At 67.5% G+C, this 25,140-nt stretch carries 26 protein-coding genes and 1 riboswitch; of the genes, 12 read left to right on the top strand and 14 right to left on the bottom strand.

Going from position 1 to position 25,140, the window contains the following annotated elements; translation table 11 throughout:
* Window positions 1–117: 117 nt before the first annotated feature.
* The gene (locus tag QFZ23_RS16910; RefSeq protein WP_003805139.1) at window positions 118–285 is read left to right on the top strand and encodes a DUF3117 domain-containing protein; all 168 of its coding nucleotides are present in this window, start codon (window positions 118–120) and stop codon (window positions 283–285) included.
* A 109-nt stretch (window positions 286–394) separates the two neighbouring features.
* Here QFZ23_RS16910 and QFZ23_RS16905 read toward each other — a convergent pair whose 3' ends face one another.
* Window positions 395–1,027 carry an O-methyltransferase gene (locus QFZ23_RS16905; RefSeq protein ID WP_306924642.1) on the bottom strand — a complete coding sequence of 211 codons (633 nt, stop codon included), beginning with the start codon at window positions 1,025–1,027 and terminating at the stop codon, window positions 395–397.
* 317 nt (window positions 1,028–1,344) lie between these two features.
* Between QFZ23_RS16905 and sigE the strand changes: the two genes are divergently transcribed.
* The 3 genes from sigE (at window position 1,345) to QFZ23_RS16890 (ending at window position 3,389) form a co-directional block, all read left to right on the top strand.
* On the top strand, window positions 1,345–1,962 hold the full coding sequence (gene sigE, locus QFZ23_RS16900) for an RNA polymerase sigma factor SigE (protein ID WP_306924640.1): 618 nt from the start codon (window positions 1,345–1,347) through the stop codon (window positions 1,960–1,962).
* Window positions 1,963–1,970: 8 nt separating this feature from the next.
* The gene (locus QFZ23_RS16895; RefSeq protein WP_306924638.1) at window positions 1,971–2,900 is read left to right on the top strand and encodes an anti-sigma factor; all 930 of its coding nucleotides are present in this window, start codon (window positions 1,971–1,973) and stop codon (window positions 2,898–2,900) included.
* A gap of 90 nt (window positions 2,901–2,990) precedes the next feature.
* Window positions 2,991–3,389, top strand: coding sequence for a twin-arginine translocase TatA/TatE family subunit (locus tag QFZ23_RS16890; RefSeq protein ID WP_306924636.1), 399 nt, complete (start codon window positions 2,991–2,993; stop codon window positions 3,387–3,389).
* A 24-nt stretch (window positions 3,390–3,413) separates the two neighbouring features.
* Here QFZ23_RS16890 and QFZ23_RS16885 read toward each other — a convergent pair whose 3' ends face one another.
* The 3 genes from QFZ23_RS16885 to QFZ23_RS16875 are packed head-to-tail and all read right to left on the bottom strand — an operon-like array spanning window position 3,414 to window position 6,538.
* Window positions 3,414–4,541: an Mrp/NBP35 family ATP-binding protein gene (locus QFZ23_RS16885; RefSeq protein ID WP_306924635.1), complete on the bottom strand. Its 1,128-nt coding sequence runs from the start codon at window positions 4,539–4,541 to the stop codon at window positions 3,414–3,416.
* A 10-nt stretch (window positions 4,542–4,551) separates the two neighbouring features.
* Window positions 4,552–5,271: a DUF1003 domain-containing protein gene (locus tag QFZ23_RS16880; RefSeq protein WP_373427892.1), complete on the bottom strand. Its 720-nt coding sequence runs from the start codon at window positions 5,269–5,271 to the stop codon at window positions 4,552–4,554.
* A complete protein-coding gene (locus tag QFZ23_RS16875; RefSeq protein WP_306924631.1) occupies window positions 5,255–6,538 on the bottom strand; it encodes a magnesium transporter MgtE N-terminal domain-containing protein in 1,284 nt (427 codons plus the stop codon). The genes QFZ23_RS16880 and QFZ23_RS16875 overlap by 17 nt, the downstream gene beginning before the upstream one ends.
* 77 nt (window positions 6,539–6,615) lie before the next feature.
* Here QFZ23_RS16875 and QFZ23_RS16870 point away from each other — a divergent pair, with 77 nt between their 5' ends.
* Window positions 6,616–7,602 (top strand): general stress protein, encoded by a 987-nt coding sequence (locus QFZ23_RS16870; protein WP_306924629.1) that lies wholly within the window; start codon window positions 6,616–6,618, stop codon window positions 7,600–7,602.
* Window positions 7,603–7,735: 133 nt separating this feature from the next.
* Here QFZ23_RS16870 and QFZ23_RS16865 read toward each other — a convergent pair whose 3' ends face one another.
* A complete protein-coding gene (locus QFZ23_RS16865) occupies window positions 7,736–9,325 on the bottom strand; it encodes an aminopeptidase P family protein (RefSeq protein WP_306924627.1) in 1,590 nt (529 codons plus the stop codon).
* 105 nt (window positions 9,326–9,430) lie between these two features.
* On the opposite strand from QFZ23_RS16865, the gene QFZ23_RS16860 reads away from it, so the two are divergent.
* Window positions 9,431–10,276, top strand: coding sequence for a PHP domain-containing protein (locus QFZ23_RS16860; RefSeq protein WP_306924625.1), 846 nt, complete (start codon window positions 9,431–9,433; stop codon window positions 10,274–10,276).
* A 9-nt stretch (window positions 10,277–10,285) separates the two neighbouring features.
* On the opposite strand, the gene QFZ23_RS16855 is transcribed toward QFZ23_RS16860, so the two are convergent.
* From QFZ23_RS16855 to QFZ23_RS16845, 3 genes are all read right to left on the bottom strand, one after another.
* Window positions 10,286–11,158 carry a DNA-methyltransferase gene (locus tag QFZ23_RS16855; RefSeq protein ID WP_306924624.1) on the bottom strand — a complete coding sequence of 291 codons (873 nt, stop codon included), beginning with the start codon at window positions 11,156–11,158 and terminating at the stop codon, window positions 10,286–10,288.
* A gap of 5 nt (window positions 11,159–11,163) precedes the next feature.
* Window positions 11,164–12,837, bottom strand: coding sequence for a DEAD/DEAH box helicase (locus QFZ23_RS16850; RefSeq protein ID WP_306924622.1), 1,674 nt, complete (start codon window positions 12,835–12,837; stop codon window positions 11,164–11,166).
* Window positions 12,838–13,138: 301 nt separating this feature from the next.
* Window positions 13,139–14,653 carry an RNB domain-containing ribonuclease gene (locus QFZ23_RS16845; RefSeq protein WP_306924620.1) on the bottom strand — a complete coding sequence of 505 codons (1,515 nt, stop codon included), beginning with the start codon at window positions 14,651–14,653 and terminating at the stop codon, window positions 13,139–13,141.
* Window positions 14,654–14,694: 41 nt separating this feature from the next.
* Between QFZ23_RS16845 and QFZ23_RS16840 the strand changes: the two genes are divergently transcribed.
* On the top strand, window positions 14,695–15,381 hold the full coding sequence (locus QFZ23_RS16840; RefSeq protein WP_306924619.1) for a ferritin-like fold-containing protein: 687 nt from the start codon (window positions 14,695–14,697) through the stop codon (window positions 15,379–15,381).
* A 50-nt stretch (window positions 15,382–15,431) separates the two neighbouring features.
* Here the strand turns inward: QFZ23_RS16840 and thiE are convergent, their stop codons facing one another.
* Window positions 15,432–16,133, bottom strand: a complete 702-nt coding sequence (thiE, locus tag QFZ23_RS16835) for a thiamine phosphate synthase (protein WP_306924618.1) — start codon at window positions 16,131–16,133, stop codon at window positions 15,432–15,434.
* A gap of 27 nt (window positions 16,134–16,160) precedes the next feature.
* A riboswitch (TPP riboswitch) is annotated at window positions 16,161–16,281 on the top strand.
* On the opposite strand from thiE, the gene thiO reads away from it, so the two are divergent.
* The 4 genes from thiO (at window position 16,275) to QFZ23_RS16815 (ending at window position 19,402) form a co-directional block, all read left to right on the top strand.
* The gene (gene thiO, locus QFZ23_RS16830; protein ID WP_306924617.1) at window positions 16,275–17,534 is read left to right on the top strand and encodes a glycine oxidase ThiO; all 1,260 of its coding nucleotides are present in this window, start codon (window positions 16,275–16,277) and stop codon (window positions 17,532–17,534) included. (Overlaps the previous riboswitch by 7 nt.)
* A 93-nt stretch (window positions 17,535–17,627) precedes the next feature.
* Window positions 17,628–17,864, top strand: coding sequence for a sulfur carrier protein ThiS (gene thiS / locus QFZ23_RS16825; RefSeq protein ID WP_306924615.1), 237 nt, complete (start codon window positions 17,628–17,630; stop codon window positions 17,862–17,864).
* Window positions 17,865–17,869: 5 nt separating this feature from the next.
* Window positions 17,870–18,664, top strand: a complete 795-nt coding sequence (locus tag QFZ23_RS16820) for a thiazole synthase (RefSeq protein ID WP_306924613.1) — start codon at window positions 17,870–17,872, stop codon at window positions 18,662–18,664.
* A gap of 63 nt (window positions 18,665–18,727) precedes the next feature.
* The gene (locus QFZ23_RS16815; RefSeq protein WP_306924611.1) at window positions 18,728–19,402 is read left to right on the top strand and encodes a 4a-hydroxytetrahydrobiopterin dehydratase; all 675 of its coding nucleotides are present in this window, start codon (window positions 18,728–18,730) and stop codon (window positions 19,400–19,402) included.
* 51 nt (window positions 19,403–19,453) lie between these two features.
* Here the strand turns inward: QFZ23_RS16815 and QFZ23_RS16810 are convergent, their stop codons facing one another.
* The 3 genes from QFZ23_RS16810 to QFZ23_RS16800 are packed head-to-tail and all read right to left on the bottom strand — an operon-like array spanning window position 19,454 to window position 20,714.
* Window positions 19,454–19,756 carry a hypothetical protein gene (locus QFZ23_RS16810; RefSeq protein ID WP_306924609.1) on the bottom strand — a complete coding sequence of 101 codons (303 nt, stop codon included), beginning with the start codon at window positions 19,754–19,756 and terminating at the stop codon, window positions 19,454–19,456.
* 8 nt (window positions 19,757–19,764) lie between these two features.
* Complete coding sequence (locus QFZ23_RS16805; RefSeq protein WP_003805104.1) at window positions 19,765–19,989, bottom strand: DUF3107 domain-containing protein; 225 nt, start codon at window positions 19,987–19,989, stop codon at window positions 19,765–19,767.
* 56 nt (window positions 19,990–20,045) lie between these two features.
* Window positions 20,046–20,714 (bottom strand): TetR/AcrR family transcriptional regulator, encoded by a 669-nt coding sequence (locus tag QFZ23_RS16800; protein WP_306924607.1) that lies wholly within the window; start codon window positions 20,712–20,714, stop codon window positions 20,046–20,048.
* A gap of 84 nt (window positions 20,715–20,798) precedes the next feature.
* Between QFZ23_RS16800 and moeB the strand changes: the two genes are divergently transcribed.
* Window positions 20,799–21,998: a molybdopterin-synthase adenylyltransferase MoeB gene (moeB, locus tag QFZ23_RS16795; RefSeq protein ID WP_306924605.1), complete on the top strand. Its 1,200-nt coding sequence runs from the start codon at window positions 20,799–20,801 to the stop codon at window positions 21,996–21,998.
* Between the two features lie 46 nt (window positions 21,999–22,044).
* Here the strand turns inward: moeB and QFZ23_RS16790 are convergent, their stop codons facing one another.
* A complete protein-coding gene (locus tag QFZ23_RS16790; RefSeq protein ID WP_306924602.1) occupies window positions 22,045–24,393 on the bottom strand; it encodes a multicopper oxidase domain-containing protein in 2,349 nt (782 codons plus the stop codon).
* Window positions 24,390–25,073, bottom strand: coding sequence for a hypothetical protein (locus QFZ23_RS16785; RefSeq protein WP_306924600.1), 684 nt, complete (start codon window positions 25,071–25,073; stop codon window positions 24,390–24,392). The genes QFZ23_RS16790 and QFZ23_RS16785 overlap by 4 nt, the downstream gene beginning before the upstream one ends.
* Window positions 25,074–25,140: the final 67 nt, after the last annotated feature.

Genomic DNA, 25,140 nt, shown 5'->3' with positions numbered 1-25,140 from the left:
CGGATTGTTCGGCCATGGCGGCTGCCGAAAGGACCGCCAGGGCGGCATTGTTTTGACCACGCGGACTCAGCCCGGCCGGGCTGCTCGGTCCTGGGACTACTGGAGGGGATATTCCTCATGGCGGCTATGAAACCACGCACCGGCGACGGCCCTATGGAAGTAACCAAGGAGGGCCGCAGCCTGATCATGCGTGTGCCGCTCGAAGGCGGGGGCCGGCTTGTGGTTGAACTTAATGCCACAGAGGCGGCCAACCTCAAGGACTGCCTCGTCGGCGTCACCGAATAAGAGTAAAGGCAGAATAAGAGTAAAGGCAGGGCCCGCAGCCGGAAGGCTGCGGGCCCTGCCTTTTTCGTATCCTTGTCCGCCTATGCTGGCCGGCCTCTTTCGGACCTGCCTATTTCTTGACCGCCACCAGCAGCCCGTCACCGGTGGGGAGCATGGCGGAAGCCAGCCGGTCGTCGTCGCGCACGGCCCTGCCCACCTGGCGCAGCACAACGGTGGTTGCGTCGCGGGCCGCCGGGTTGGACACCCGGTCCTTGTCCAGGGCGTCATTGACGATCAGCAGGCCGCCGGTCTTGAGCAGGCGTACGGCCTGCTCCACGTAGCGGGGAAAGTTGGGCTTGTCCCCGTCGATGAACACGAGGTCATAGGCGGCGTCGGTGAGCCTCGGCAGGACATCGCCGGCACGGCCGGAGATGGTGCGGGTGCGGTTGGCCGGACTGCCGGCCTCCTGGAACGCCTCCCGCGCGGCCTTCAGGTGCTCCACGTCCACGTCGATGGTGGTGAGCACGGCCTGCGGGCCGAGGCCGCGGAGCAGGCAGACGCCCGAAACCCCGGCGCCGGTACCGATCTCGACGGCGGTCTGCGCCTTGGAAGCCGCGGCCAGCACAGTCAGCACGGCGCCAACGCCACGGCCGATGGGTGTCACGCCCAGCTCGAACGAACGCTCCCGGGCGCGCAGCAGGACCTCATCCTCGGCAGGCAGATCTTCTGCATAGGACCAGCTCGTGGACTTATCGGCGCTCATGGATTTCGCTTTCTGGGCGGCAGGGGGCATGTTCTTACAGCGTACTTGGTTGGACGGCGCCCGCGGGGTAAGTGACAGCGGGGACGGCTGTGATGGCGCATACTCTCACGCTGTGCGGTGAATGGCGAACAAAATCCCCGGAACCCAGGCATGAATCCGCGCCAAGAGTTGCGCTTCTAGCAAAGAGGGGCTCCGCAGTCAGGAAATTCCCAGCCAACTTTGACATGATAATAATCCGCTCATCCAAGTGGTGATCGGCGCCGAATCAATGATGTAAAGCACGTCAGGCGTTATTACATCCACGAGGGGAGTGGACGATGTCAGCATCCGTTGCGGCACCTGTCCCTGCAACTGAAGAGCAAGCTGCCGAGTGGGCCATGCCCACGTGGGAAGAAGTGGTCACCAACCACTCCGCCAAGGTGTACCGGCTCGCCTACCGGCTTACCGGTAACAAGTACGACGCCGAGGACCTCACCCAGGAGGTGTTCGTCCGCGTCTTCCGTTCCCTGGAGAACTTCAAGCCCGGAACCCTGGATGGCTGGCTGCACCGGATCACCACCAACCTCTTCCTGGACCAGGCGCGGCGCAAGAGCCGCATACGCTTTGACGCGCTCGCCGAGGACGCCGAATCGCGCCTGCCCGGCCGGGAACCCGGCCCCGAGCAAAGCTTCGAACTCAACAACCTGGATCTCGACGTCCAGGCCGCCCTCGAGGAACTCCCGCCGGATTTCCGTGCCGCCGTCGTCCTGTGCGACCTTGAGGGACTGTCGTACGACGAAGTCGCCGAAGCCCTGGGCGTGAAGCTGGGTACGGTGCGTTCGCGCATTCACCGCGGCCGCACCATGCTGCGCGAAAAGCTTGCCCACCGGGATCCGCGCCCGCAGCAGGCGCGCAAGCCGCGGCTGAAGATCCCCCGCATCGCCGGCGTTCTCTGATCGGCGACATGCGTCAGCTACATCGCTTGCTGGAGGGGCTCAGGACCAAGACAGGGTTCCCGCTTGCCGGCGGACGGCACCCGCAGACGACGGACCATATCCGCGCGTGCGCCGAATGCGCCAGCGCGCTGCACCGGCAGCGCCAGTACATTGAGCGGCTCCGTACTGCCGCAGTCCCGGCCGCCAGTGACGAACTGACGGCGCGGCTCCTGCTCCGCACCGAGCAGTTGGCCATGGCGCCGGCCCCCGTCTCCCGGCCCAGCCGGATAATGCTTGCGGGGCTGGCCGGCGGGGTGGCTGTCGTGGCGGCAGGGGCAGTCGCCGCCGGAGCCTACACGGTCGCGGGCGAACCCAGGCAGTATGCCGCGGGCACGGCCTCGCTCTACGGCCAGTCCGGGCATTCCCCGGGAACAGACAGCCGCTTGGCCGCGCTGCGGTCCTCCGGCTGGACCTGCCCTGAACTGCCCGCCATGGGCTTCCACCTTGTTTCCGCCAGCACAAGGGTGCTGGCGGGCAAGCCCACCGTGGAACTGCGCCTCACGGACGGGCAGCACACGGCACGGATTCTGGAACAGCACCAAGGATCGCCGGCAGCGCCCTGGCCGGTCAACCCGCTCACCGGCCACGCGGCGGGAAGCGACGGATACGTCGCCGCTGACCTGCCGGGAACGATGGCGGACGGCCAGGTCTGGGTCAAGGCGGGGCAGCCGTGGAGCGCGATCTACCAGACGTCGCGGAGCACCTTCACCTACGTGTCGGACCTGCCCGCCACTTCGGCCGACGACGCCGTGGCGATGCTCGCCGGGACCGGAGGTGCGACGAGCCCAGGTCTTGCGGCAGGAACGGACACGGCCGGCGGAGGTGCCGCGGTGCAGGAGACTGTCGTCGACCGGGTGGAACGCGGCCTCCGCAAAATAGCCCGCCAGCTGGGGCTTTGAGACGCATCCCCGTCCGTGCAGCATGCCCTCAGGTGGCGCCGGCCGGGCCGAAATCGTCACTGCCTCCCCGGAGAGGGTAATCTTCCTAAAGTGTTTGGAATCAACGGCCCGGAGTTTATCCTTCTGCTGCTCATCGGCATTCTGGTGATCGGCCCCCAGCGGCTGCCCGAATACACCCAGAAGCTGGCAAACCTGGTCCGTGAAGTGCGCCGGATGGCCTCGGGCGCGCGGGAACAGATCAAGGAAGAAGTCGGCATCGACATCGATGACGTCGACTGGAAGAAATATGACCCCCGCCAGTACGATCCGCGTCGCATCATCAAGGAAGCGCTCCTCGAAGACGACACCAAGCCGGTCAGCTCCGGGGGTCCGGCGGCCGTAGCCGCAGCGGCATCAGCCGCCGCTTCCCATAACGAGGAACGGCCGGCGCGCATCATCGAAAGCCTGGGTGTCGGTGAGCGGGCTCCCTTCGACTCCGAGGCGACGTAGCGGATTTCGACTGGACTGGCTCAATCAGCGGGGCTGGACGTCCAATTTCATCCCTGCCAGTCCCCGAGGCCTGGCGGCGAGCTTCCCCGCGATGCCGGACAGCGCCGCAGCGGCGGGCGTGTCCGGTCCGCCCAGGACGATGGGCTTGCCTGAGTCGCCGCCTTCCCGCAGGAGAATGTCCAGCGGAATCTGGCCCAGCAACGGCACGTCCGTGCCGGTCGACGCGCTCAGCCTTTCGGCGAGCACCTCCCCGCCGCCGGTGCCGAACAGGTCCATCCGGCCGCCGTCGGGCATTTCCAGGAACGACATGTTCTCGATGACCCCGGCCACCGTCTGCCCGGTCTGGGTGGCGATGGCACCGGCACGCTCTGCGACGTCGGCCGCGGCGGCCTGGGGAGTGGTGACCACTAGGATCTCGGCTTTGGGCAGCAGCTGGGCCACCGAGATGGCGATGTCGCCGGTGCCCGGCGGCAGGTCCAGGAACAGCGCATCAAGGTCGCCGAAGTAGACGTCGGTGAGGAACTGCTCGAGGGCCCGGTGCAGCATGGGTCCGCGCCAGGCCACGGGCTGGTTGCCGGTGACGAACATGCCGATGGAAATGACCTTCACGCCGTAGGCCACCGGCGGCAGGATCATGTCGTCCACGCGGGTGGGGGTCTGGGTGATCCCCATCAGGGCCGGCACCGAGAAGCCGTACACGTCCGCGTCCACGATGCCCACGCGCAGCCCCTGCGCCGCCAGGGAACAGGCGAGGTTGACCGTTACCGAGGACTTTCCCACACCACCCTTGCCGCTGGCCACCGCGAAGACCTTGGTGAGGGACCCTGGCTGGTTGAACGGGATGCCCCGCTCGCCGCCTGGGCCGCGCAGCTGCTCCTTCAGCGCATCGCGCTGCGCCTGGGTCATGACTTTGAGGTCCACCTCGACGGCGGTCACGCCGGGAACGTCCAGCAGCGCCGCCTCGGAGTCCCTGGTGATCGTGTCGCGGAGCGGGCAGCCGGCAATGGTGAGCAGCACTGCCAGGCGGACGGTCCCGTCGTCGGAGATCTCCACGGAGTCCACCATGCCCAGATCGGTGATGGGGCGGCGGAGTTCCGGGTCGATGACAGTTGCCAGGGCAGCGTTGACTGCCTGAACGAGAGTGGTGCTCATGCCGTGGTGCTCAGCTTTCGGGAGAGGTGGGTCGGTGGGCTGCCCGGCCCTGCCGCGGTTTTTCGGACTTGACCTTTGGGATCTGCTGCGTGCGGGGATTGCGTTGCTTCTCCCGCTTCTCCTTCAGCTTTTCCCGGACCAGTTCGCGCGGCGATTCATGGCTTCCGGGCCCGGACGGCTCGTGCGTGCGGAGCTCCTCCTGGGCTTCGAGCAGGTCCTCCAGCAGGCTGCGCAGTTCCGCCCGGACGTAGTCGCGGGTGGCCACTTCACGCAGCGCGATCCGCAGCGAGGCCAGTTCCCGGGTGAGGTATTCGGTGTCCGACAAGTTGCGCTCCGCCCGCTGGCGGTCCTGCTGCAGGGATACGCGGTCTCGGTCGTCCTGGCGGTTCTGCGCGAGCAGCAGCAGCGGCGCGGCGTAGGACGCCTGGAGGGACAGCATCAGCGTCAGGAGCGTAAACCCGAGTTCGACCTTGTCGAACTGCCAGGCCGTGGGGGCGAAGGTATTCCAGGCCAGCCAGAAGACACAAAACACGGTCATGTAGAGCAGGAACTGCGGCGTGCCCATGAAACGGGCGAAGCCCTCCGTTGCGTGGCCGAACGCATCAGGGTTCGGCGAAAACTTGGGGAGGATTCTCTGGCGGCCGCTCAGCGGCGTGTCCAGGCTTCCCTGGGCTGCCGGCTTTCCGGGCGGACGGGTTCCCTTTACCGTGTTCTCAGCCAATGCGGCCACCAAGCTTCCTGACCGGGGCCTCGCCGTCGTTGGCCCGCCAGTCATCGGGCAGCAGATGGTCCAGGACGTCGTCCACCGTCACTGCGCCCACCAGGCGGCCGGCCTGGTTGACCACCGGCAGCGAGTTCAAGTTGTACGTGGCGAGCGTGCGGGCCACTTCGCTGATGTGTGCCAGGTCCGAGAGGGGCTCCAGGTTCTTGTCCACGAGGTTGCCCAGCGACTCGAACGGCGGGAAGCGCAGCAGCTGCTGGATGTGCACCACGCCGAGGAACCGGCCGGTGGGCGTTTCCAGCGGAGGACGGGCGATGAAGATGGACGAGGCGAGGGCAGGGGAGAGTTCCTCGCGGCGGACGTGGGCGAGGGCCTCCGCGACCGTGGCTTCAGGCGGCAGGATCACGGGCACGGGGGTCATGAGGCCGCCGGCGGTGTCCTCGTCGTATTCGAGGAGGCGCCGGACGTCCTCGGCGCCCTCAGGCTCCATCAGCTGAAGAAGTTCCTCCGCCTGGGCGGACGGGAGCTCGCCGAGGAGGTCGGCGGCATCGTCAGGGTCCATCTCCTCCAGGACGTCCGCGGCGCGCTGGACGTCGAGGGCGGAGAGGATTTCCACCTGGTCGTCCTCGGGCAGCTCCTGCAGGACGTCCGCGAGCCGCTCGTCCTGCAGTTCGCTCGCCACTTCGAAACGACGTTTGTCGCTCATTTCCTGCAGCGCCTCCGCGAAGTCCGCGGGCTTGAGGTCCTCGTGGTTCGCCACGAACTGGGTGGCTGCCTGCGGTTCTGTCTTCGCTCCCTGGTGGGCGTCGGCCCAGTCGATGATCATGGTCTCGTTGCGGCGCAGCCTGCTCAGGGGCGCCAGGGAATGTCCCCGCCGGACGAACAGCTTGCTCACGAACCAGTCGCCCGAGCGGTGCTGGTCCATGGCGATGTCCTCGATGGTGGCGTCGCCGCTGCCGTCCGTCAGGGTGACACGTCGGTCGAACATTTCGGCCACCACCAGGGTCTCGGCGCCGCGCTGTTCGAAGCGCCGCAGGTTGACCAGCCCGGTGCAGATGATCTGCGTCTGGTCGATGGAGGTGATGCGGGTCATCGGGACGAAGACACGCTTCTTGCCGGGAACTTCCACGACGATGCCCACCACGTGCGGGGCGCCCCAGGTTCCGCGGGAGAGCACGACGACGTCACGCAATCGTCCCAGACGGTCGCCCAGAGGGTCGAAGACGTCCAGTCCCAGGAGGCGCGCAACAAAGACGCGGGTAGGATTCGTGCTCACCTCTACAGGCTACCGAGTCTGCTCTCTTTTAGCTGAATTTTCAGCTTTCACCCATCCTTATGGGCAAGAATGGGGGTATGGCTAACATTTTTGGTGCTCCGAAGGCTGCGCCCAACGGCTCGGACGAATCGAAGACTGTCCCCACCGGGGATACCGTCGGCTCGTATACCTCCTACCTGGACGCCCAGAAGGCCGTTGACTACCTTGCCGACCAGCAGTTCCCGGTGCACCTCGTGTCCATCGTGGGGAACGACCTCAAGATGGTGGAGCGGGTGACGGGGCGCCTCAGCTACCCGCGGGTGGCGCTCTCCGGTGCCCTGAGCGGCATGTGGTTCGGCCTGTTCGTCGGCGTCATGCTGTCCTTCTTCACGCCCGCCGGCGGGACGTTCTCCATCATCAGCTCGGTGCTGATGGGCGCGGCGTTCTTCATGCTGTTCGGGATCGTCACCTACGCCATGCAGCGCGGCAAGCGTGACTTCACGTCCACCAGCCAGGTGGTTGCCACCAGTTACGACGTCATCGTGGCGCTCGAGGCGGCCCACGAGGCGCGGCGGCTGCTCCAGCAGCTGCCGATGACGCCGTCCGACGCCACCCCTGGTGCGCGCCCGGCGTCGTCCGCCCAGCACGACTACCAGAACCAGCCCTACCAGCAGCAGGGCCGGCACCAGGGACCGCCGCAGGGCCCGTCCCAGAGCCAGGCGCCGCAGCGGCCGGCGGGCTGGAACGACCCCTACGGCCAGCGCAGCCAGGACGCCAGCGAGCAGTACGGTGCAGGGCAGCACGCCGAGGGCGGGCAGCCGCAGGGCCAGCAGTACGGCACAGACCAGCAGGGCCAGCCGTACGGCGCAGAGCAGCCACACGGTTCCGGCCAGCAGGCCGGCGCCAATCAGCAGGGCCAGCAGTACGGCGCTAACCAGCAGGGGCAGGGCACGGAAGGCACGCCGGCAGCGGGCCAGCGCCCGGCGTCCGTCCGTTACCCTGACCTGCCGGACGGCCGGCCGCAGTATGGCGTACGGGTGGATCCGAACCAGGCTGACCAGGGGCGTGACGGACAGCAGCAGTAGCGGGAGACAGCAATAAGGGACGGCCACCGGATCACCCGGTGGCCGTCCCTTTCTGCTGTGTTCCTGGGTCTGCTGTGTTCCTGGGTCTGCAGGGTTCCAGGGCGTCCGCCACGGACGCCCTGCAACCCAACGCTTAACCCTTGGCGTCGATCTCCTGGTAGATGCCGGCCATCCAGGCCTCGACGTCGTCCGCGGTGCGGGGCAGTGCCGCGCTGAGGTTCACGGGGCCCTCGGCTGTCATCAGGATGTCGTCCTCGATGCGCACGCCGATGCCTCGGTACTCCTCGGGAATGGCGAGGTCTTCCTGCTTGAAGTACAGGCCCGGTTCGATGGTGAAGACCATTCCCTCGCGCAGCACGCCGTCCAGGTAAAGTTCCCGCTTGGCCTGGGCGCAGTCGTGGACGTCGAGGCCGAGGTGGTGGCTGGTGCCGTGCGGCATCCAGCGCCGGTGCTGCTGGCCGTCCTCGCCGAGGGCTTCCTCGACGGGGACCGGGAGCAGGCCCCATTCGGCAAGGCGCTCCGCGAGGACAGTGGTTGCGGCCGTGTGGATGTCGCGGAACTTCACGCCGATCTGGGCGGCCGCGAAGCCGGCGTCGGCTGCGTCGAGGACGGCTTCGTAGATCTTGCGCTGCACGTCCGAGAACTTGCCGTTGGCCGGGAGCGTGCGGGTGATGTCCGCGGTGTAGAGCGAATCCGCCTCAACGCCGGCGTCCAGCAGGAGGAGTTCCCCGGCGTTGACCTTGCCGGTGTTGCGGGTCCAGTGGAGCACGGTGGCGTTGTTGCCGGCGGCGGCAATGGTGTCGTAGCCAAGTTCGTTGCCTTCCTCCCGGGCACGGGCGAAGAAGGCGCCTTCCACTACGCGCTCACCGCGGAAGTGTGTCAGGGCGCGGGGCAGCGCCTTGACCACTTCGGCGAAGCCCTCCACCGTTGCGGCCACTGCGATCTGCATCTGCTCGATTTCCCACTCGTCCTTGGTCAGGCGCAGCTCGGAGAGTGCTTCGGAGAGCTTCTCGTCGAGGGCGTCCAGCACGCCAAGGTCCAGGTTGTCCGGGTCCTTGGCGGTGTTGTAGCGGGCGGTGTCCACGAGCGCGTCGATGTTTTCGTCCACCTTGCGCACCAGGCGGATGGAGACGCCGCCGATCTCGGGGGCGCCGACGTTCTTGGTGACGGCCACCTCGAGTTCGTCGATGTGGGCCGTAGGGATTCCGAGCCGGGCCTCAAACTCGGCCAGCGTCGGCCGAGCCCCGATCCAGAACTCTCCCGACCGCGCGTCGGCGTAGAACTGTTCGGTGTCCCGTCCGGCCAGCGGCCGGAAGTAGAGCGTGGCGCGGTGGCTGCCGCCGTCGTCGCCCTTTCCCTCCTCAACAGGTTCGAAGATGAGCACGGCGTCGGGCTCATGGTCCAGCCCGAGGCCGGTGAGGTGGGCGAAGCCGGAGTGCGGCCGGAAGCGGTAGTCGCAGTCGTTGGACCGGACCTTCAGGGGCCCGGCCGGAAGCACCAGGCGTTCACCCTTGAACTGGTCGGAGATGGCCCGCCGCCTCTTCGCGGCGTGGCTGGCGACGGCGTCCCGTTCAGGGGTCACCTGCGGCGCGGGCGCCCAGTTGCTGGCCATGAAGGCCTTGAAAGCCGCGGAACTGGGCCGCTGGGAGCGGTTGTTGACGCGCTCTTCCAGGGGCTGGGAAGCTGTGTTTTCACCGTTGTGGGTGTTGTCTGCAGAGTTCACCGTCCCATCGTCTCACCAGCCGAGCGGCTTAGGCCAACACCGGCGCGGGAGGGAGAATCATGCCCATCCCGGCCACATGGGCGCGCCATCTACTAGGCTGGGCTGGTGAGGATAGATCTGCACGCCCACTCGAATGTTTCCGACGGCACGGAAACTCCGGCTGAGGTCATGGCAGCCGCGGCGGCGGCAGGGCTGAACGTCATCGCGCTGACGGACCATGACTCCACGGACGGCTGGGAGGAAGCGTCCCGGGCGGCGATCGACAATGGAGTGGCAGTGGTGCCCGGCATGGAGATTTCCTGCCGGACGGAGCACGGGATCAGCGTCCACCTCCTGAGCTACCTGCATGACCCCACGCACCCGGGTCTGCTCGAAGAAATCTCGAAGGCCAGGGAAGCCCGACTCACCCGCGCCGAACGCATGGTCACGCTGCTGGCCGAGGATTACCCCCTGAGCTGGGACGATGTGATCCATCATGTCGCGCCGGGGGCCACGCTGGGACGGCCGCACATCGCCGACGCCCTGGTGGCGGCGGGAGTGGTGGCGGACCGTTCCGAGGCCTTCACCTCGATCCTCACCTCCCACTCCCGCTACTTCGTCCAGCACTACGCGCCGGAGCCGGCCCTCGCCGTCGAACTGGTCCGCGCCGCGGGCGGCGTACCTGTCTTTGCCCACCCCGTCGCCTCCGCGCGGGGTCGCATCGTGGGTGAAAGCACATACCACAACATGATCGACGCGGGCCTGGCCGGGCTGGAGGTCAACCACCGGGACAATCCGGAAGAGGGCCGGGAATTCCTGCGGAAGCTGGCCGCCCAGCACGGGCTCCTGGTGACCGGATCCTCGGACTATCACGGCCTGGGCAAGCCGAACCGGCTGGGCGAGAACCTGACCGCGCCGGACGTGTTCGAGCGGATCGAGGAGCTGGGCACGGGCACCGCCGTCGTGCGATAGATCGGATGCCTACGCGGGCGGGCAGGACGCGATTTCGGCATGCGCTCCGAGCCGCTTGGCCATGACGTCGATGGCCGGCTGGTTCTGGTCCACGCAGACGAACCTGCGCCCCATCTTGGCCGCCACGGCGCCGAGCGTGCCGGAACCGGCGAAGAAATCGAGGCACCAGTCACCCGGACGGCTCGACGCAGCCACCACGCGGCGCACCAGGCCCTCGGGTTTCTGCGTGGGGTAGCCGGTCTTTTCCTTGCCCGTGGGGGAGACGATGGTGTGCCACCAGACGTCGGTGGGGAGCTTGCCCAGCTCACGTTTGGCCGGAGTCACAAGCCCCGGGGCCATGTAGGGCTCCCGGTCCACCTCGGCGCTGTTGAAGTGGTACTTGGCCGGGTTTTTGACGTAGACGAGGATGTTGTCGTGTTTGGTGGGCCAGCGGTTTTTGGCGCGCGCGCCATAGTCGTAGGCCCAGATGATCTCGTTGAGGAAGCATTCCCGGCCAAAGATGGCGTCCAACATGACCTTGGCGTAGTGCACCTCGCGGTAGTCAAGGTGCAGGTACAGGGTACCGTCGTCGGCCAGGAGCCGCCAGGCCTCCACCAGGCGCGGTTCGAGGAAGGACCAGTAGTCGCTGAAGGCGTCGTCATACCGGTGCAGGGCGCCCTTAATCGTGTCGTAGGAGCGGCCCTTGAAGCCCACCCGGTCCCCGTCGCCGTCGGCGTTCAGCACCATCCTTGTTTCCTGGCGCTGCTGGGCCCGGCCGGTGTTGAAGGGCGGGTCCACGTAAATGAGCGTGAAGGCGCCGTCCGGCAGCGTGGGGAGGAAGTCCGCGTTATCCGCGTGCACCACCAGGTTGCTGCCGTCCGGCGCCCAGACAGTTTCAGTCATTGAGGCTATGGGACCTCGGTGCCGCCCGGCTGCGAGCCGGTTGCTGCGGATTCGCTGCCGGAGACCACTTCGCCGTTGCGGCGGCGCGTGCGGGTGCGGTTGCGGCGCGGGCGCGCCGGCTGCTCGTCTTCAACAGTTGCAGTTGCAGTTGCAGTGGGGCCGGTGCCGGCATCCGCGCCGGAGTCTGAAGAACGACGGCGGCGCTCGCCCGAACGCTTGCCCGCGTCACCACCGCGGCGGCTGCCTTCCCTGCTGGCGGAGCGGCCAGCATCGCGGCCGCCCGAACGGGTGTTCTTCTTGCCGGTCTCGCCCAGGTCCTCGAGGACTTCGGCGTCGACGCCGGCGAGGGTCCGCTTGCTGCGCGGCAGCCGGCCCTTGGTGCCTTCGGGGATGTCCAGGTCCTCGTACAGGTGCGGTGACGAGGAGTACGTTTCGATCGGCTCCGGAACGCTCAGGCCCAGCGCTTTGTTGATGAGGCTCCAACGCGGCATGTCGTCCCAGTCCACGAACGTCACGGCGGTGCCCTTGTTGCCCGCGCGGCCGGTGCGGCCCACGCGGTGCAGGTAGATCTTCTCGTCCTCAACGCACTGGTAGTTGATGACGTGCGTGACATCGTCGACGTCGATGCCGCGGGCGGCAACGTCGGTGGCGACAAGGACGTCCACCTTGTTGTTGCGGAAGGCGCGGAGGGCCTGCTCGCGGGCGCCCTGGCCCAGGTCGCCGTGGATGGCGGCGGCGGCAAAGCCGCGGTCGACGAGTTCCTCGGCAACCTTGGCGGCCGTGCGCTTGGTCTTGGTGAAGATGATGGTGCGGCCGCGGCCGCGGGCCTGCAGGATGCGGGCAACTACCTCGGTCTTGTCCATGCTGTGCGCACGGTAGATGAGCTGGCGGATGTCACGCTTGGTGAGGCCTTCGTCATCCGGATCGGCGGCGCGAATGTGGGTGGGCTGCGTCATGTACCGGCGGGCCATGGCGATAACGGGCCCGGGCATGGTGGCGGAGAACAGGAGGGTCTGGCGGACGGCTGGCGTGCCCGCGATCAGGGTCTCGACGTCGGGCAGGAAGCCGAGGTCCAGCATCTCGTCGGCTTCATCGAGGACCACGATCTTCACGTTCTTCAGCACGAGGTGCTTCTGCTTGTAGAGGTCGATGAGGCGGCCGGGAGTGCCGACAACGACTTCCACGCCCTTCTGCAGAGCCTCGATCTGTGGCTCATACGCGCGGCCGCCGTAGATGGTGGCGATGCGGGCGTTGCGCTTGCGGGATGCGGTCTGCAGGTCGTTGGCCACCTGGACGGCCAGTTCGCGGGTCGGGACAATCACCATCGCCTGCGGTGCCCCGGGGGCAGGCAGTTTGCCGAAGCCCGGGTCATCCTGGCCCACCACCCGCTGCAGGGCGGGAATGCCGAAGCCAAGGGTCTTGCCGGTGCCGGTCTTGGCCTGGCCGATGATGTCGTGACCGGACAGCGCCACGGGCAGGGTCATGGCCTGGATGGGGAAGGGGTGCGTGATGCCGGCGTCGGCGAGGGACTCGACGATGTCGGCGCGTACGTTGTAGTCGGCGAAGGACTTTTCGGCTATTTCGTGCGGCTTCTCGTCCGAGATGATGGTCTCTTCCGGCTCGATGGTCTCGGTGCCGGTGTCGTCGGAGAGAAGCTGGTGGGTATGCAATTCACTCACAGGGGAGTTTCCTTATTCATTTAGGCATTGGCGCCGCCTGCTCAACGGGGCGGGCACGGGGGCCGTTCCGGAGCACGCTCAGGCGCGCAAGCAATTCCAGTGGAAGCCGATCGCGGGCTATCTAATTGCCGGCACTGGGGACCGGCGGGTGTGACTCAAGATCGCGTAGGGGCGGGCTTGTTGAATTCAAATCAAGGAAATCAACGACCGGGCATCCATTACTACCCACCCAGTCTACTGGCAAACCCGTGTTTTCCTTGACTCGCGCCGCCGCAGGGACCCGTGGTGGCGCAACAGCGGATCAGTCGACGAGCCCGAGGCGGATCTCCCTCGTGGTGATGTCCGAGGAGATGAGGCGGACGCGGACCCTGGTGCCGGGCTCCATTTCGCCCTCGCACCTGGCCGTCACGGCCGGTTCGGCGATCTGGACCACGCCGGAGGGGCCCGATCCGTTGGTCCCCTTGCCGTTCGGTCCCTTGCCGTTCCCGTTTCCGTTGCCTGCGCCGTTCCCGTTGCCGTTTTTGGCCGGCTTTGACCCGGAGATCACCACGGCATCGAACTCCTGCCCGATGTGGTTGATCAGCAGCGCGGCTTCCACGGTGTCCAGGGCCAGCCGTTCCATCCTTGCCGCCAGCTGGTCGGAGTACGCCATGATTTCGGGCAGGGAAGGGAGCGCCTGTCGGGCCCAGTCTGGTACCGGCCGGTTGTTGCTCAATGCTTCGCAGATGACCAGGACGAACCGGTCCACGAGGCGGCGAAGCGGGGCGGTGGTGTGGGCATACGCGGTGCCGATGGCTGACTGAACCGCGTCCTCCGGGACCGTTCCGTCGAAGTGCGTGTACCCGGCCCCGCGGAAGAGCATGCCGGCCGAATGGAGGATAGCCAGCTGCTGGTGGTCCGTGGGGTCGAGGGTGCGCAGGTACTCGCCGTAGCTTTCCTGCCCGTCCCAGGGTTTGCCCAGTGCGGCGGTCTGCCGCTTGAAGTGGCTGAGTGAGCGTTCATCGGGGGCAGGCATGGTGCGCAGGATCCCCACTTTGCCGTCGAGCATCAGCGACGCGGCGGCCATTCCGGTCATCAGCGAAATCTGCGCGTTCCAGTCCTCCACCGGAAGTTGCGGCACCGCCACGATCCGGTAGCCGCCGTCGGGAAGCTGGACGATCTCCTGCTCCGGCATGTTCAGGCTGGCCCCGCCGCGGGCGCGCTCCAGATCCACGCGCTTGCGCCCCACCTCGCGCAGAAGCTGCAGAACGGGAGGTGCTGTGCCGGCGTCCAGGTCCGCCTGGACCCCCTTGTAGTTGAGCTTGGCGCGGCTGCGCACCATCGCCCGGCGCACCACCACGGACACCACCTCGGCGGCGGCGTCGAGCTCGAACTCCCAGACGAAGGCGGAGCACAGCTGCCCGGCCAGCAGGCTGCCGGCGTTCTCGCTGATGACCTCCGGATGCAGCGGAATCCGGCCGTCGGGGGCGTAGAAGGTCTGCCCGCGGCGGCGGGTTTCGGCGTCGAGCGCGCCACCTGGCTGCACGAAGGACGGGACGTCGGCAATGGCGTAGAGGATCCGGTAGCCCTCGCCGCGGCGTTCGATGAACAGCGCCTGGTCAAGGTCGGTGGACGACGGCGGATCGATGGTCAGGAAGTTCACCCCGGTCAGGTCCAGGTCCGGAAACTGCCGGTCCGCGACGGCGGCTTCGGCCTCCTTGAGCACATCCTCAGGGAACCCCCCCGGAAGCTCCAGCTCCGTCCGCAGCGCGCTCAGGGCGTCCGCGAGCGCGTTGGTCTGCTCGTGGACGCTGGGCGACAGACGATGATGTGACACGAAAATCAGGTTAGCCGGAATTGCGCCGTTAGTCTTGGATTATGGGCACATCCTCGGCTGGCACCGCTCGCTACGACCGCTTCGTCGCAGACCTGTTCGGCGTGATGGCGTACGGCGAACTGTCCGCGTTCGAACGGCTTTCCTCTGACGCCCGTTACTCACCCACACTGCATGACCGGGCCGTGATCGGCAGGATCGCGGTCATTGAATTCCAGCACTACGAACACGTGAGCGCCAAGCTGGCGGAGATGGGCGTCGACGTCGAAAATGCGATGCTGCCGTTCCAGTCGGCCGTGGACCACTTCCACGAACGGACCCGTCCGGCAGACTGGTACGAATCCCTGATGAAGGCCTATGTGGTGGACACGGTTTCCGCCGATTTCTACCGGGCGGTGGCCCGGTTCGTGGATCCCGGAACGCGTGACGTCATCCAGCAGATCCAGTCGTCGGAAGAGGCTACGGGCGTTCTCCGGGAGCGGCTCAGGGGAGCGCTGGCGGACGACCCCCGGCTCGCGTCCAGGCTCGCGCTCTGGGGCCGCCGGCTCTTGGGCGAGGCGATCATGCAGGCCCAGCGGGTGGGCCACGAACACGCGTTTCTTGGCGAGCTGTTCGTCGAGGCGGAGCCCGGCGCCACGGACGCCACCGCGCGCGAGCTGGTGCGGGGCATCACCGCCGAAGTCGCGGAAAACCACTCCCGGCGGATGGTCCAGCTGGGCCTGAGCGGGTAGCTTTCCGGGTCCTCCCGCCCGGCCCGGATCCCCCGTCTGGGCCGTTCCGTCTAGGAGACCACCGCCGGGGACGTTGCGTTGAGGGCGTCGAGCAGTTCCGCCGCGGCGGCCGCCGGGTCAGGTGCCTCGGTGATCGCCCGCACGACGACGATCCGGCTTGCTCCGGCCGCCAGGACCTGCTCGACATTGGTGCGGTCGATCCCGCCGATCGCGAACCAGGGCAGCAGCAGGCCGCCGACCCGTTCCTCGTTCGCAGTGCGGACAGCCTCCGCCGCATAGCGCACCAGGTCGAGCCCGACGGCGGCGCGCCCGGGTTTGGTGGGCGTGGCCCACAGCGGACCCACACAGAAATAGTCCAGGCCGCTGCGCCCATGCGCGGCGTCGATGGCGGCATCCACCTGATCCGTGCTGTGGGTGGACAGTCCGATCACGGTGGAATCGTGCAGCAGCTTCCGGGCGGCGCGGAGGGGCAAGTCCTTCTGGCCGATGTGGAACACCGGTGCGCCAGTGATGGACGCGATATCGGCGCGGTCGTTCACGGCCCAGAGCCGGCCGTGCCTGCGGGCGGCGGCGTGGACGATTTCCAGCAGCTCGAGTTCCTCGGCCGCCTCGATGTTCTTGTCCCGCAGCTGGATGATGTCCACGCCGCCGGCAAACGCCGCGTCCACGAAGTCTGCAAAGTCCCCGCGGTCCTTGCGGGCGTCGGTGCAGAGGTACAGGCGGGCGGCGGTGTGGGCAGAGTGCTGGGTCATGGCAACCACCTTAGTTCCTCTAAACTGGGCAGGTACCGCGGGAGCCCGTTACTGCTGTCATAAAAGGCGCAGGGCTGAGAGGGCGTCAGAGCCGACCGCTTGACCTGATCCGGTTAGTACCGGCGTAGGGAAGGATTTTGCGTGAACCCTGGAACAAGCGGCGAAGAATGTGCCGCCGCAAGTCTTGAGGCAGATGTGGCCGTCATCGGCGGCGGCGTGGTGGGCCACGGCATCGCTTGGGAGGCACGGCGCTCCGGCCGCTCGGTGGTGCTGATAGATGAGGCCCCCGGCAGCGGCGCAAGCTGGGCTGCGGCCGGCATGCTCGCTCCGGTCAGCGAATTGCATTACCAGGAGGAAGGGCTCCTGGAACTGATGCTGGAGTCCTCCGCCGGATGGCCGGAGTTTGCCGCCACCCTCACCGCTGGCGAGGACGCCGGGTACCTGACGACGCCGACCCTTGCAGTGGGTGCCGATCCCGCCGACCGCCGTGCCCTGATGGACCTGCGGGAGGTGCAGCGGACCCACGGCCTGGAGGTTGAACCGCTGACCATCCGCGAGGCACGTTCCCGGGAGCCGCTGCTCAGCCCCGCGATCTCCTGCGCCCTGGACATCCCCGCGGACCACCAGGTGGATCCGCGAAGACTCGTCCGGGCGATTGCTGCCGGCCTGGCCAGCCGTGGCCAGGAGATTGCCGCAGCAAAGGGATACGCCGTGCGTGAGCACGCCGCCGGCCTGCTCTGGGACGGCGGGCGGGTCTGCGGGGTCCGGCTGGCCCGGGGCGGGTCCGTCAGGGCGGCCGAGACGGTGGTGGCCAACGGCCTGGCCGCGGCCCAGCTGCAGAACCTCCCGGAAGGCCTGCAGCTGCCGCTGCGCCCGGTCTACGGAGACATCCTCAGGCTCAGGGTCCCTGCACACCTGCAGCCCCTGCTCACCGCAACAGTCCGCGGCATGGTGCGCGGCGTTCCGGTCTACATCGTGCCCCGCCGGGACGGGACGGTGGTGATCGGCGCCACCCAGCGCGAGGACGGCGTACCGGGCACCAGCGCCGGCGGCGTCTACCAGCTGCTGCGCGACGCACAGGTCCTGCTGCCGGCAGTCGCCGAGCTTGAGCTCCTTGAAGCCACGGCGCGGGCGCGGCCGGGCACACCGGACAACGCGCCGCTGCTCGGCCGGGTGCCGGCCCGTGGGGAGGGGCCCCGGACGGACGTGGCCGGCCTCATCATCGCCACCGGCTTCTTCCGCCACGGCGTCCTGCTGACCCCGGCGGCCGCAGTGATCTGCCGCCAGCTCATGGACGGCATCACGGACCCGCGCTGGGCCGCGTTCCGGCCGGGCCGGTTTTCCCCCGGGCTCCCGGACCCGGTGGGAGCGGCCGTTGCACTCAGCCCTGCCCCGGGCTGATCACGCCCCAGCTCATCACCGCAGGCGATGACCGCCCCGCAGCGCGCACTGTCACATGACCCGCGTCACATTTGACCCGAACAAGGAACCAGCATGAATATCACTCTGAACGGTATCGAACAGGAAGTAGGCGAGGGTGCGTCGGTGACCTCGCTCGTCAGCCAGGTCACGGGGCGCCGCCTGTCCGCCGACGGGCAGGCCGTCGACGGCCAGCGACTGGGTGTGGCGGTGGCGCGCAATGCAGCCGTCGTGCCGCGCAGCCAGTGGCACAGCACCGCCCTCGCCGAGGGCGATGAGATCGAACTGGTCACGGCAGTCCAGGGAGGATGAGCACGATGGCAGAAACACTGATTGAAACAGCAGACAGCCTGGTCATTGACGGGGTGGAGATGACCTCGCGGCTCATCATGGGCACCGGAGGCGCTCCGAGCCTGGACGGTCTCGGCTCAGCCCTGATCGCGTCCGGCACCCAGCTGACCACAGTTGCGATGCGGCGCTATTCGCCTGCCGAAACGGGCTCGCTCTTCCAGCTGCTGGTGGACCACAACATCCGCGTGCTCCCCAACACCGCCGGCTGCTTCACGGCCCGGGATGCCGTCATGACGGCCGAGTTGGCCCGTGAGGCGCTGGAGACCGACTGGGTCAAGCTCGAGGTCATAGCGGACGAGCACACGCTGCTGCCTGACGCCGTGGAGCTGGTGGACGCCACCGAGCAGTTGGTCAATCGCGGCTTCAAGGTCTTCGCCTACACCAACGACGACCCTGTTCTGGCGCTCCGGCTCGAAAACCTGGGAGCCTCGGCCGTCATGCCGCTGGGAGCACCGATCGGCACGGGCCTGGGTATCCTCAATCCGCACAACATCGAACTCATCGTGTCGCGGGCTTCCATTCCCGTGGTCCTGGACGCGGGGATCGGCACCGCCTCTGACGCGGCACTGGCCATGGAGCTGGGCTGCGACGCCGTGCTGCTGGCCACCGCGGTCACCCGCGCGCAGAACCCCGCACTCATGGCCGAGGCCTTCAAACACGCCGTCATCGCCGGTAGGCTGGCGCGTGCGGCCGGGCGGATCCCGCGCCGTGAGCATGCCCTCGCGTCGTCGGCCATGGAGGGCCGGGCGGAGTTCCTCTAAGTCCGGCCGCCTCTGCCGGCCCGGCGCGCGGCAGGCTCAACAGGTCCTGCTTAGGAGTGCACCGTGGCCGCCAGGGACGACATTCTCACCCGACCCCAGATCGACGAAGCGCTCGCCGGGCTTCCCGACTGGCGCTACAGGCTGGGCGGCCTGGTCACCGTCTATAAGACGCCGACGGCGGCGGCCGCGCTGGAGCTGATCGCCGCCGTCGGGCGTGTGGCAGAGGACACGGACCACCATCCGGACCTGGACTGGCGCTATAACCGGGTGTTCATCCGGTTCAGTTCCCACGACGTCGGGGGCGAGGTGACCACGCGGGACACCGGCGCCGCGGCCGCGGTCAGCGCGGCTGCGGAGGCGGCAGGCGCAGAGGCCCAGCCCGGCCTGTACCGGTCGGTGGACATCGGCATTGACACGGCTGACGCGGCGGCTATTTCCGAGGTCTGGCGCGTCGCGCTCGGTTACCGGAAGGGCCGGTTCGGGGACCTCGTGGACCCGTACGGCCGCGGTCCGGGCGTGTGGTTCCAGGAGACCCCAACCCCGAACGAGAACCACCTGCACCTGGACGTCCACCGCTCGAAGGCCGAGTCGGCACCCATCCTGGAGAAGACGGCGGCCACCGGGGCCTTAATGAACAGTGACCACGCACCCAATTGGGTGGTGGTCACTGATGCCCAGGGGAACCGGCTCTGCCTGTGCACCGAGGAAGGCCACGGGCCGGACGTTGCCGGATCCTGACGTTGCGGGTCCCGACGCTGCCGGATCCTGGCATTGAAGATCCCGGGGTGGTCAGATCTTCAGCGCTGCCGTCAGCCGCTTGGTGTCCTGCTTGGCGCGGTGCCGGCCCAGGTAGACCGCCACTGCCAGGGCGGCGGCCGTCCCGGCCACCATGGGAAGGACCCACGGCAGCCACGTCAGGCCCGGCTGGTAGCCCAGCCCCGCCCAGATGCAGATGATCCACGCCAGCATGCCTACCACCGCGCCGGTGCCGGCCGGCAGGAGGATGCCGTACTTGGTGTGGCGCCGGTCGTTGGCCCAGACGATGAAGCCGGCAGCAACAGTCACCAGGAGCACGATCGCGAGGGACAGCACGGCTCGGCCTACAGTGCGCCGAAGCCGACCCGGCGCACTTCCTCTGCGCCGATTTCGACGTAGCCAAGGACGTTGGCCGGGATGATGATTTGACGGCCCTTCTCGTCGTTCAGACGCAGCTCGCTGCCCTTGGCGATGGCCTCGGCCACGACTTTGGCCACAGCGTCAGCATCCTGAGCCGATTCCAGCACAATTTCACGGCCGACGTTCTGAATGCCGATCTTTACTTCCACAGCAAGGCCTCCCAGCCAGTCAAGGTTGAAATTTCAAAGGTAGTTTCAGTTGTAGTCTAGGTCTCTTTGGGGAAGCGGGAGATTCCGCGCCAAGCTAAACGGTAAATCAGGTCGCTGGCCACATCCAGGTCGAGGTTCCCGTCCGTTTCGAGCCAGTACCGTGCACTGACCTGGGCCATGCCCGCAAGTCCGCGCCCCAGCAGCTGCGCCTCCAGCAGGGGCAGCTTGGTGTCCTCCGCAATGACCTGCGCAATGGCGTTGGCGAACGTCTTGTTGAACGTCTCCAGGCGCGAGCTGACGTCGGCGTCGTTGATCAGGTCGGACTCAAAAACCAACCGGTGCGCCTGGTCGTCGCTGTCAATGAAGCGGTAGTAGGCGCGCATGACGGCCTGCACACGTTCCTTGTTGTCCGTGGTCGAGTTCAGGGCGCCCAGCATGAGCTCGGTCAGTGCCTCGAGGTGGCTGTCCAGCAGGGCAAGGTACAGCTCCCGCTTCGACGGGAAGTGCTGGTAGAGCACAGGCTTGCTGACGTGGGCCGTTTCCGCGATCTCGTCCATGGCGGCTCCGTGGTAGCCGTTGGCAACAAAAACCTCCTGGGCTGCGGCCAGCAGCTGGGCCCGGCGCTCGTCGCGCGGCAGCCTGGCGGAGCGCTGCCCGGCGGCGCGGGCCGGGCCGGCATTGGATTGCGCGGCCTGAGTTCGATCAACCGGTGCATGATGAACCACTGTTGGCCTTCTTTCCTTTGCAGTTAACTTCACTTTACCCGGGGGTAATATGACCGCGCGGTATCTTCAGGCATACATTGAAGTATGGCTTCTCCGTCCACCGCAAATACAGTCCGCACGCTCCCGGGCCCCCTCGTCGATCCCGCGCCCGGGCTTTCCACCGAAGAGGTGGAGCGGTATTCCCGGCACCTCATCATTCCCGAAATCGGCGCCCTGGGCCAAAGGCGGCTGAAGAACGCGCGCGTGCTGGTGATCGGGGCGGGCGGCCTGGGGTCGCCGGCCCTGCTGTACCTCGCCGCTGCCGGCGTCGGAACCATCGGGATCATCGACGACGACGCCGTGGACCTGAGCAACCTGCAGCGGCAGATCATCCATGGTGTGCGGGACGTTGGCCGTCCCAAGATCGAATCCGCCCGGGACGCCATCGCGGAACTGAACCCGCTGGTGGACGTCCGCCTGCACAACGTCAGGCTCGATGCCTCCAACGCCCTGGAACTGTTCGCCGGCTACGACCTCATCCTGGACGGGGCGGACAATTTCGCCACGCGCTACCTGGTCAATGACGCCGCCGCCATCCTCGGCAAGCCGTACGTGTGGGGATCGATCTTCCGCTTCGACGGGCAGGTCAGCGTGTTCTGGGAGCAGCACGGGCCCACGTACCGGGACCTCTACCCGGAGGCCCCGCCGGCCGGTTCCGTGCCGTCGTGCGGGGAAGGCGGCGTGTTCGGCATGCTGTGCGCGGCGGTCGGATCGCTCATGGTGACCGAAGCCGTCAAGCTGATCACCGGCGTCGGGCGTTCCTTGCTGGGCCGGGTGGCACTGTACGACGCGCTGGGCGGCAGCTGGCGCGAGATCAGGGTGTCCAAGGACCCCGAAGCCCCGCGGATCACAGAACTCACCGACTACGAGGCCTTCTGCGGCGTCGCCCCGGCGGAGACAACCGACACCGAGCACACCGTGACGGCCACGCAGCTGGCCACGATGCTGGCCTCGCGGCAGGCCGGGCTGAAGGACTTCGACCTGGTGGACGTGCGTGAAGCGGGGGAGCACGACATTGTCCGGATCGATGGCTCCGTGCTGATCCCGCAGGGGCGCATCCTCTCCGGCGAGGCCTGGGGCGAGCTGCCGCAGGACAAAGACATCGTGTTTCACTGCAAGGCCGGGACACGGTCGGCCGCCGTGCTGGCCGCCGCCCGGAAGGCCGGCTACCAGCGCGTCAGCCATCTCGACGGCGGCATCCTCGCCTGGGTGCGGGACGTGGAGCCGCAGAAACCCGTCTACTGACCCCGGCGGCGTCCCCGCCGGGGCCAGCGCCGGTTTTGCCGGCTGGTCACCGTGCAATGACAGGGATCTGCCGGGTATGCAGGACCTTGCCGGTGATCCAGTCCAGCAGGTCCACGGTGAGCTTGTAGTCGCCGGCCGCCGGCGGCCGCAGCAGCATGTCGTACCGTTCCGCCGCACCGAAGTTGACGAGACTCGCACGCATCGGGCTGGTTTCCGAAATCGGCCGGGCCGGCCCCGCGGGGTTTGACGTGTCGCGGAACGCGCGGCCGTCATGTGCGATCAGCTCGGCCATGGCCACGCGCTTTCCCGCGGCGTCCGTAAAGTACGCGTTCACCGGGTAGTAGTTGGCGTTCAGCAGGCGCAGCAGGGTGGGCTTGACCGTGCCGCCGTTGGGCACGCGGGCGCGGATTTGGGTCAGCTCCATCGGGCCCTCCACGGTGGGCGTCTGCGCCAGTTCGCCGCCGAGCAGGTAAAAGTGCTGGGGGTTGAACTTGTCCAGGCCGGCGTCGTCGCCGGACAGCCCGGCGGCGTGGTTGAGCTCGTGCCAGCGAGGATCCACCGAATACGGGACCAAGATGGTCTCGGTACCGATGTCGTACTCCGGTCCATCAATGAACGCCCTGCGGGCCCCCTTGGTGACGGGGAAGTCCGGGTGCACGGGCGGGTCGATGACCAGCGGGCCGAACATGCCCATCTGCACGTGCAGCGTGGTGTTGACGTGGCAGTGGTAGAAATACGTTCCGGATGCCCCGGCGTTCGGGTTCCCTGGCTGGCCCCGGTCCGGCCGCCACTGGTACGTGTATGAACCGGCTACCTCGAAGGAGGTGTGGCCCACGCCGTCGTTCCTTGGGTCGGGCTCCATCCCGTGCCAGTGCAGGGTATGGACCCGCTTGCTGGGATGGATGGTGCCGTGGAACAGCTGGCCTTCCGTAAGGCGCACCAGGGGAGCGGGGAAAATCTGGCCGGAGTTCTCGGTCTGGAACGTCCACATCTCAAATTCGCCGCCGTCGCCGAACCTCATCTTGCGGTTGAAGAACTTGAATTCATGGGCGACGTCGGGATTCAGTGGGAACTCGGTCTTCGGGCTTCCCTCATGCAGCTGGTGCGAGCTGAAGTCCACCTGGCTGCGGAAGAGCTCGGGCCGCGGCGTGGCGTCCACCGGGCCGGGGGCGGCAACGGACCAGTGGCCCACCAGGCCGCCGGGATACATGCCGCCGCGCGCCACCTGCGACGGTTCCGCGTGGCAGTGCATGGGGTAGCCCCAGTCCCTGTCCCGGGCGTTCCACACCTGGTCCACGGTCTCAGGCGGGCGCCGCACGGGCAACACGGAGTCCTTGCGGTCCAGCGGGTGCATTTCCACTACGTCTTCCCACTGCTGGAGCACCACGTGGCCGTCGGCGTCCACCCTGCCGTGCGTACGGGGGAACGACTCACCGTTCCGGCGCACCGTCCAGAGATGGTTGCCGTGGAAATGCAGCTGGTGGTGGACCACGCCGGCGTTGACGAAGCGCATGAACTGGCCGGTGCGGACCGTTCCCGGCGCGGTGCTCAGGCTGAAATTGCGGACGTCGATGTCCCGGGCGGAGCCGGACATCAGTGTGTCCTCTTCCCGCGTGCGGTTCAGCGCCTCGTCCGTGGAGACTGCCAGGGACTGAAAGCCACTGCGACCGTTGAGGGTGAAATAGCGGGGTTGCACCGGCGTTTTGTCGGGATCCACTGTGCCGTTCCGGGAGGCGATGCCGGCCCACACAGGGTCGATGTTGTGGAGGATCCAGAACCACTGGCGCTCGAATTCGGGCCCGTGGGCGCCCTCGCGCCAGGGTGAGTCCGGGTTTACCACCAGCAAGGCGCCGTAGAGGCCCAGGACCCGCTGGACCGGGTCGGCCGTCGGATCGGCGGGGTCGGTCCCGGGGTCGCAGTACAGGTAGGCGCCTTCCGCGGGCGCCTTGAAGGTCAGGGTTTTGGTCTGGGCAGGCTTGATGACGCCGGTGCCGATGTGGGCGTTCGCTGCGCCTGCATTCAGGAACTGGAGTGCGTGGTCCTGGGCCAGATGGTTGGTCACGCGGATGCTGATGGTGCTGCCTGTCTCGGCGATGAGCGTCCTGTCAGGGAAGAAGCTTGCCCAGTGGGCACGGTGGACAAGGAACTGGCCGGGATTGGCCGGATCCTTGGCCGCCGGTGCAGGCCGGCCCCGGGGAGGCACTGCGGCCTTGAGCGGATAGGTCCGGCGTGCCACGACGGAGCCGTCGCGCAGGAACACCCGGGGGCTCATGAAGAGGCTGGGCTTGGGGTCTTTAACCGCGGTCTGCCGGTCTCCGAAGCCCCGGTGGTAGACGAGCGTTCCGTCCACCATGGGAAGGTAACCGTCGTTGATGTGAAGGTCCAGGGGACTCATGAGGGTATTTTGGCGACAGTGAGGAGCGGCAGGGCGAGGGCCTGGGCGGCGTCGTCCAGACCGGTGTACTCGACCTCCATGGCGACCGAATCGTGCGGGGCAAGGTAGCTGATCCAGACGCGCTCGGTGGCGCCGACGGCGATCGTGCCTGGGCCGCGGTCGGCGTCCTGCGGGGCCACGGTGATGCCGGAAGGCAGCAGCTTGAGGCGCAGCTGCCCCGGGCTGAACAGGACAGGCTCGGGGCGGACATTGGTGAGGGCCACTTCGAGCACCACGACGTCACCCCAGGTGAAGTTCCCGGGCTGCGGCCAGTCGGAGTCCAGAAGGGGGTCGCTGTGGTGGTCCTCCACTGCGGTGCCCCGGCGGTTGGAAACGCGCTGTATCCCGGGCTGGCCTGCCGCAGCGGCTCTGCGTGTTCCGTCCGTGACCTGCGATATCGCCGAGGCGAGCGGCGTGGCAGCCGGCTGCCCCTGCGCATCAAGCCTGGCGAGGCGTCCGGCGTCGACGAGCGACAGGGTCCCGAACGCCGTGGAGAGCCCCGCTCCGCCGCCGGGCCTGCTGCGGGAGACTAGGCCGTAGGTGCCACCGCCTACCAGGAGGAGCGCTCCGCCTCCGACGATTAGTCCGAATTGCCGGCGGCTCAGGGGCGGAACGGCAGGTGCCGGTGAAGAAAAGTTCATGATTGCTCCCCAATATGGTTTTCACGGGCAGCTTCAATGCTGCGCAGGGAACCTATGGAAAGCTTGT

Origin of the sequence: Arthrobacter globiformis, assembly GCF_030818015.1 — a bacterium.
Classification (GTDB): Bacteria; Actinomycetota; Actinomycetes; order Actinomycetales; family Micrococcaceae; genus Arthrobacter; species Arthrobacter globiformis_C.
This window is presented reverse-complemented; position numbering and strand designations above follow the sequence as displayed.

Bases quoted from the DNA above. Each gene is read 5' to 3' on its own strand.
- thiS (WP_306924615.1), top strand. From the start codon at position 17,628: ATGAATATCACTCTGAACGGTATCGAACAGGAAGTAGGCGAGGGTGCG.
- QFZ23_RS16895 (WP_306924638.1), top strand. From the start codon at position 1,971: ATGCGTCAGCTACATCGCTTGCTGGAGGGGCTCAGGACCAAGACAGGG.
- sigE (WP_306924640.1), top strand. From the start codon at position 1,345: ATGTCAGCATCCGTTGCGGCACCTGTCCCTGCAACTGAAGAGCAAGCT.
- QFZ23_RS16885 (WP_306924635.1), bottom strand. From the start codon at position 4,541: ATGAGCACCACTCTCGTTCAGGCAGTCAACGCTGCCCTGGCAACTGTC.
- QFZ23_RS16790 (WP_306924602.1), bottom strand. From the start codon at position 24,393: ATGAGTCCCCTGGACCTTCACATCAACGACGGTTACCTTCCCATGGTG.
- QFZ23_RS16855 (WP_306924624.1), bottom strand. From the start codon at position 11,158: ATGACTGAAACTGTCTGGGCGCCGGACGGCAGCAACCTGGTGGTGCAC.
- QFZ23_RS16910 (WP_003805139.1), top strand. From the start codon at position 118: ATGGCGGCTATGAAACCACGCACCGGCGACGGCCCTATGGAAGTAACC.
- QFZ23_RS16905 (WP_306924642.1), bottom strand. From the start codon at position 1,027: ATGAGCGCCGATAAGTCCACGAGCTGGTCCTATGCAGAAGATCTGCCT.
- QFZ23_RS16870 (WP_306924629.1), top strand. From the start codon at position 6,616: ATGGCTAACATTTTTGGTGCTCCGAAGGCTGCGCCCAACGGCTCGGAC.
- moeB (WP_306924605.1), top strand. From the start codon at position 20,799: ATGGCTTCTCCGTCCACCGCAAATACAGTCCGCACGCTCCCGGGCCCC.
- thiE (WP_306924618.1), bottom strand. From the start codon at position 16,133: ATGACCCAGCACTCTGCCCACACCGCCGCCCGCCTGTACCTCTGCACC.
- QFZ23_RS16840 (WP_306924619.1), top strand. From the start codon at position 14,695: ATGGGCACATCCTCGGCTGGCACCGCTCGCTACGACCGCTTCGTCGCA.
- QFZ23_RS16785 (WP_306924600.1), bottom strand. From the start codon at position 25,073: ATGAACTTTTCTTCACCGGCACCTGCCGTTCCGCCCCTGAGCCGCCGG.
- QFZ23_RS16820 (WP_306924613.1), top strand. From the start codon at position 17,870: ATGGCAGAAACACTGATTGAAACAGCAGACAGCCTGGTCATTGACGGG.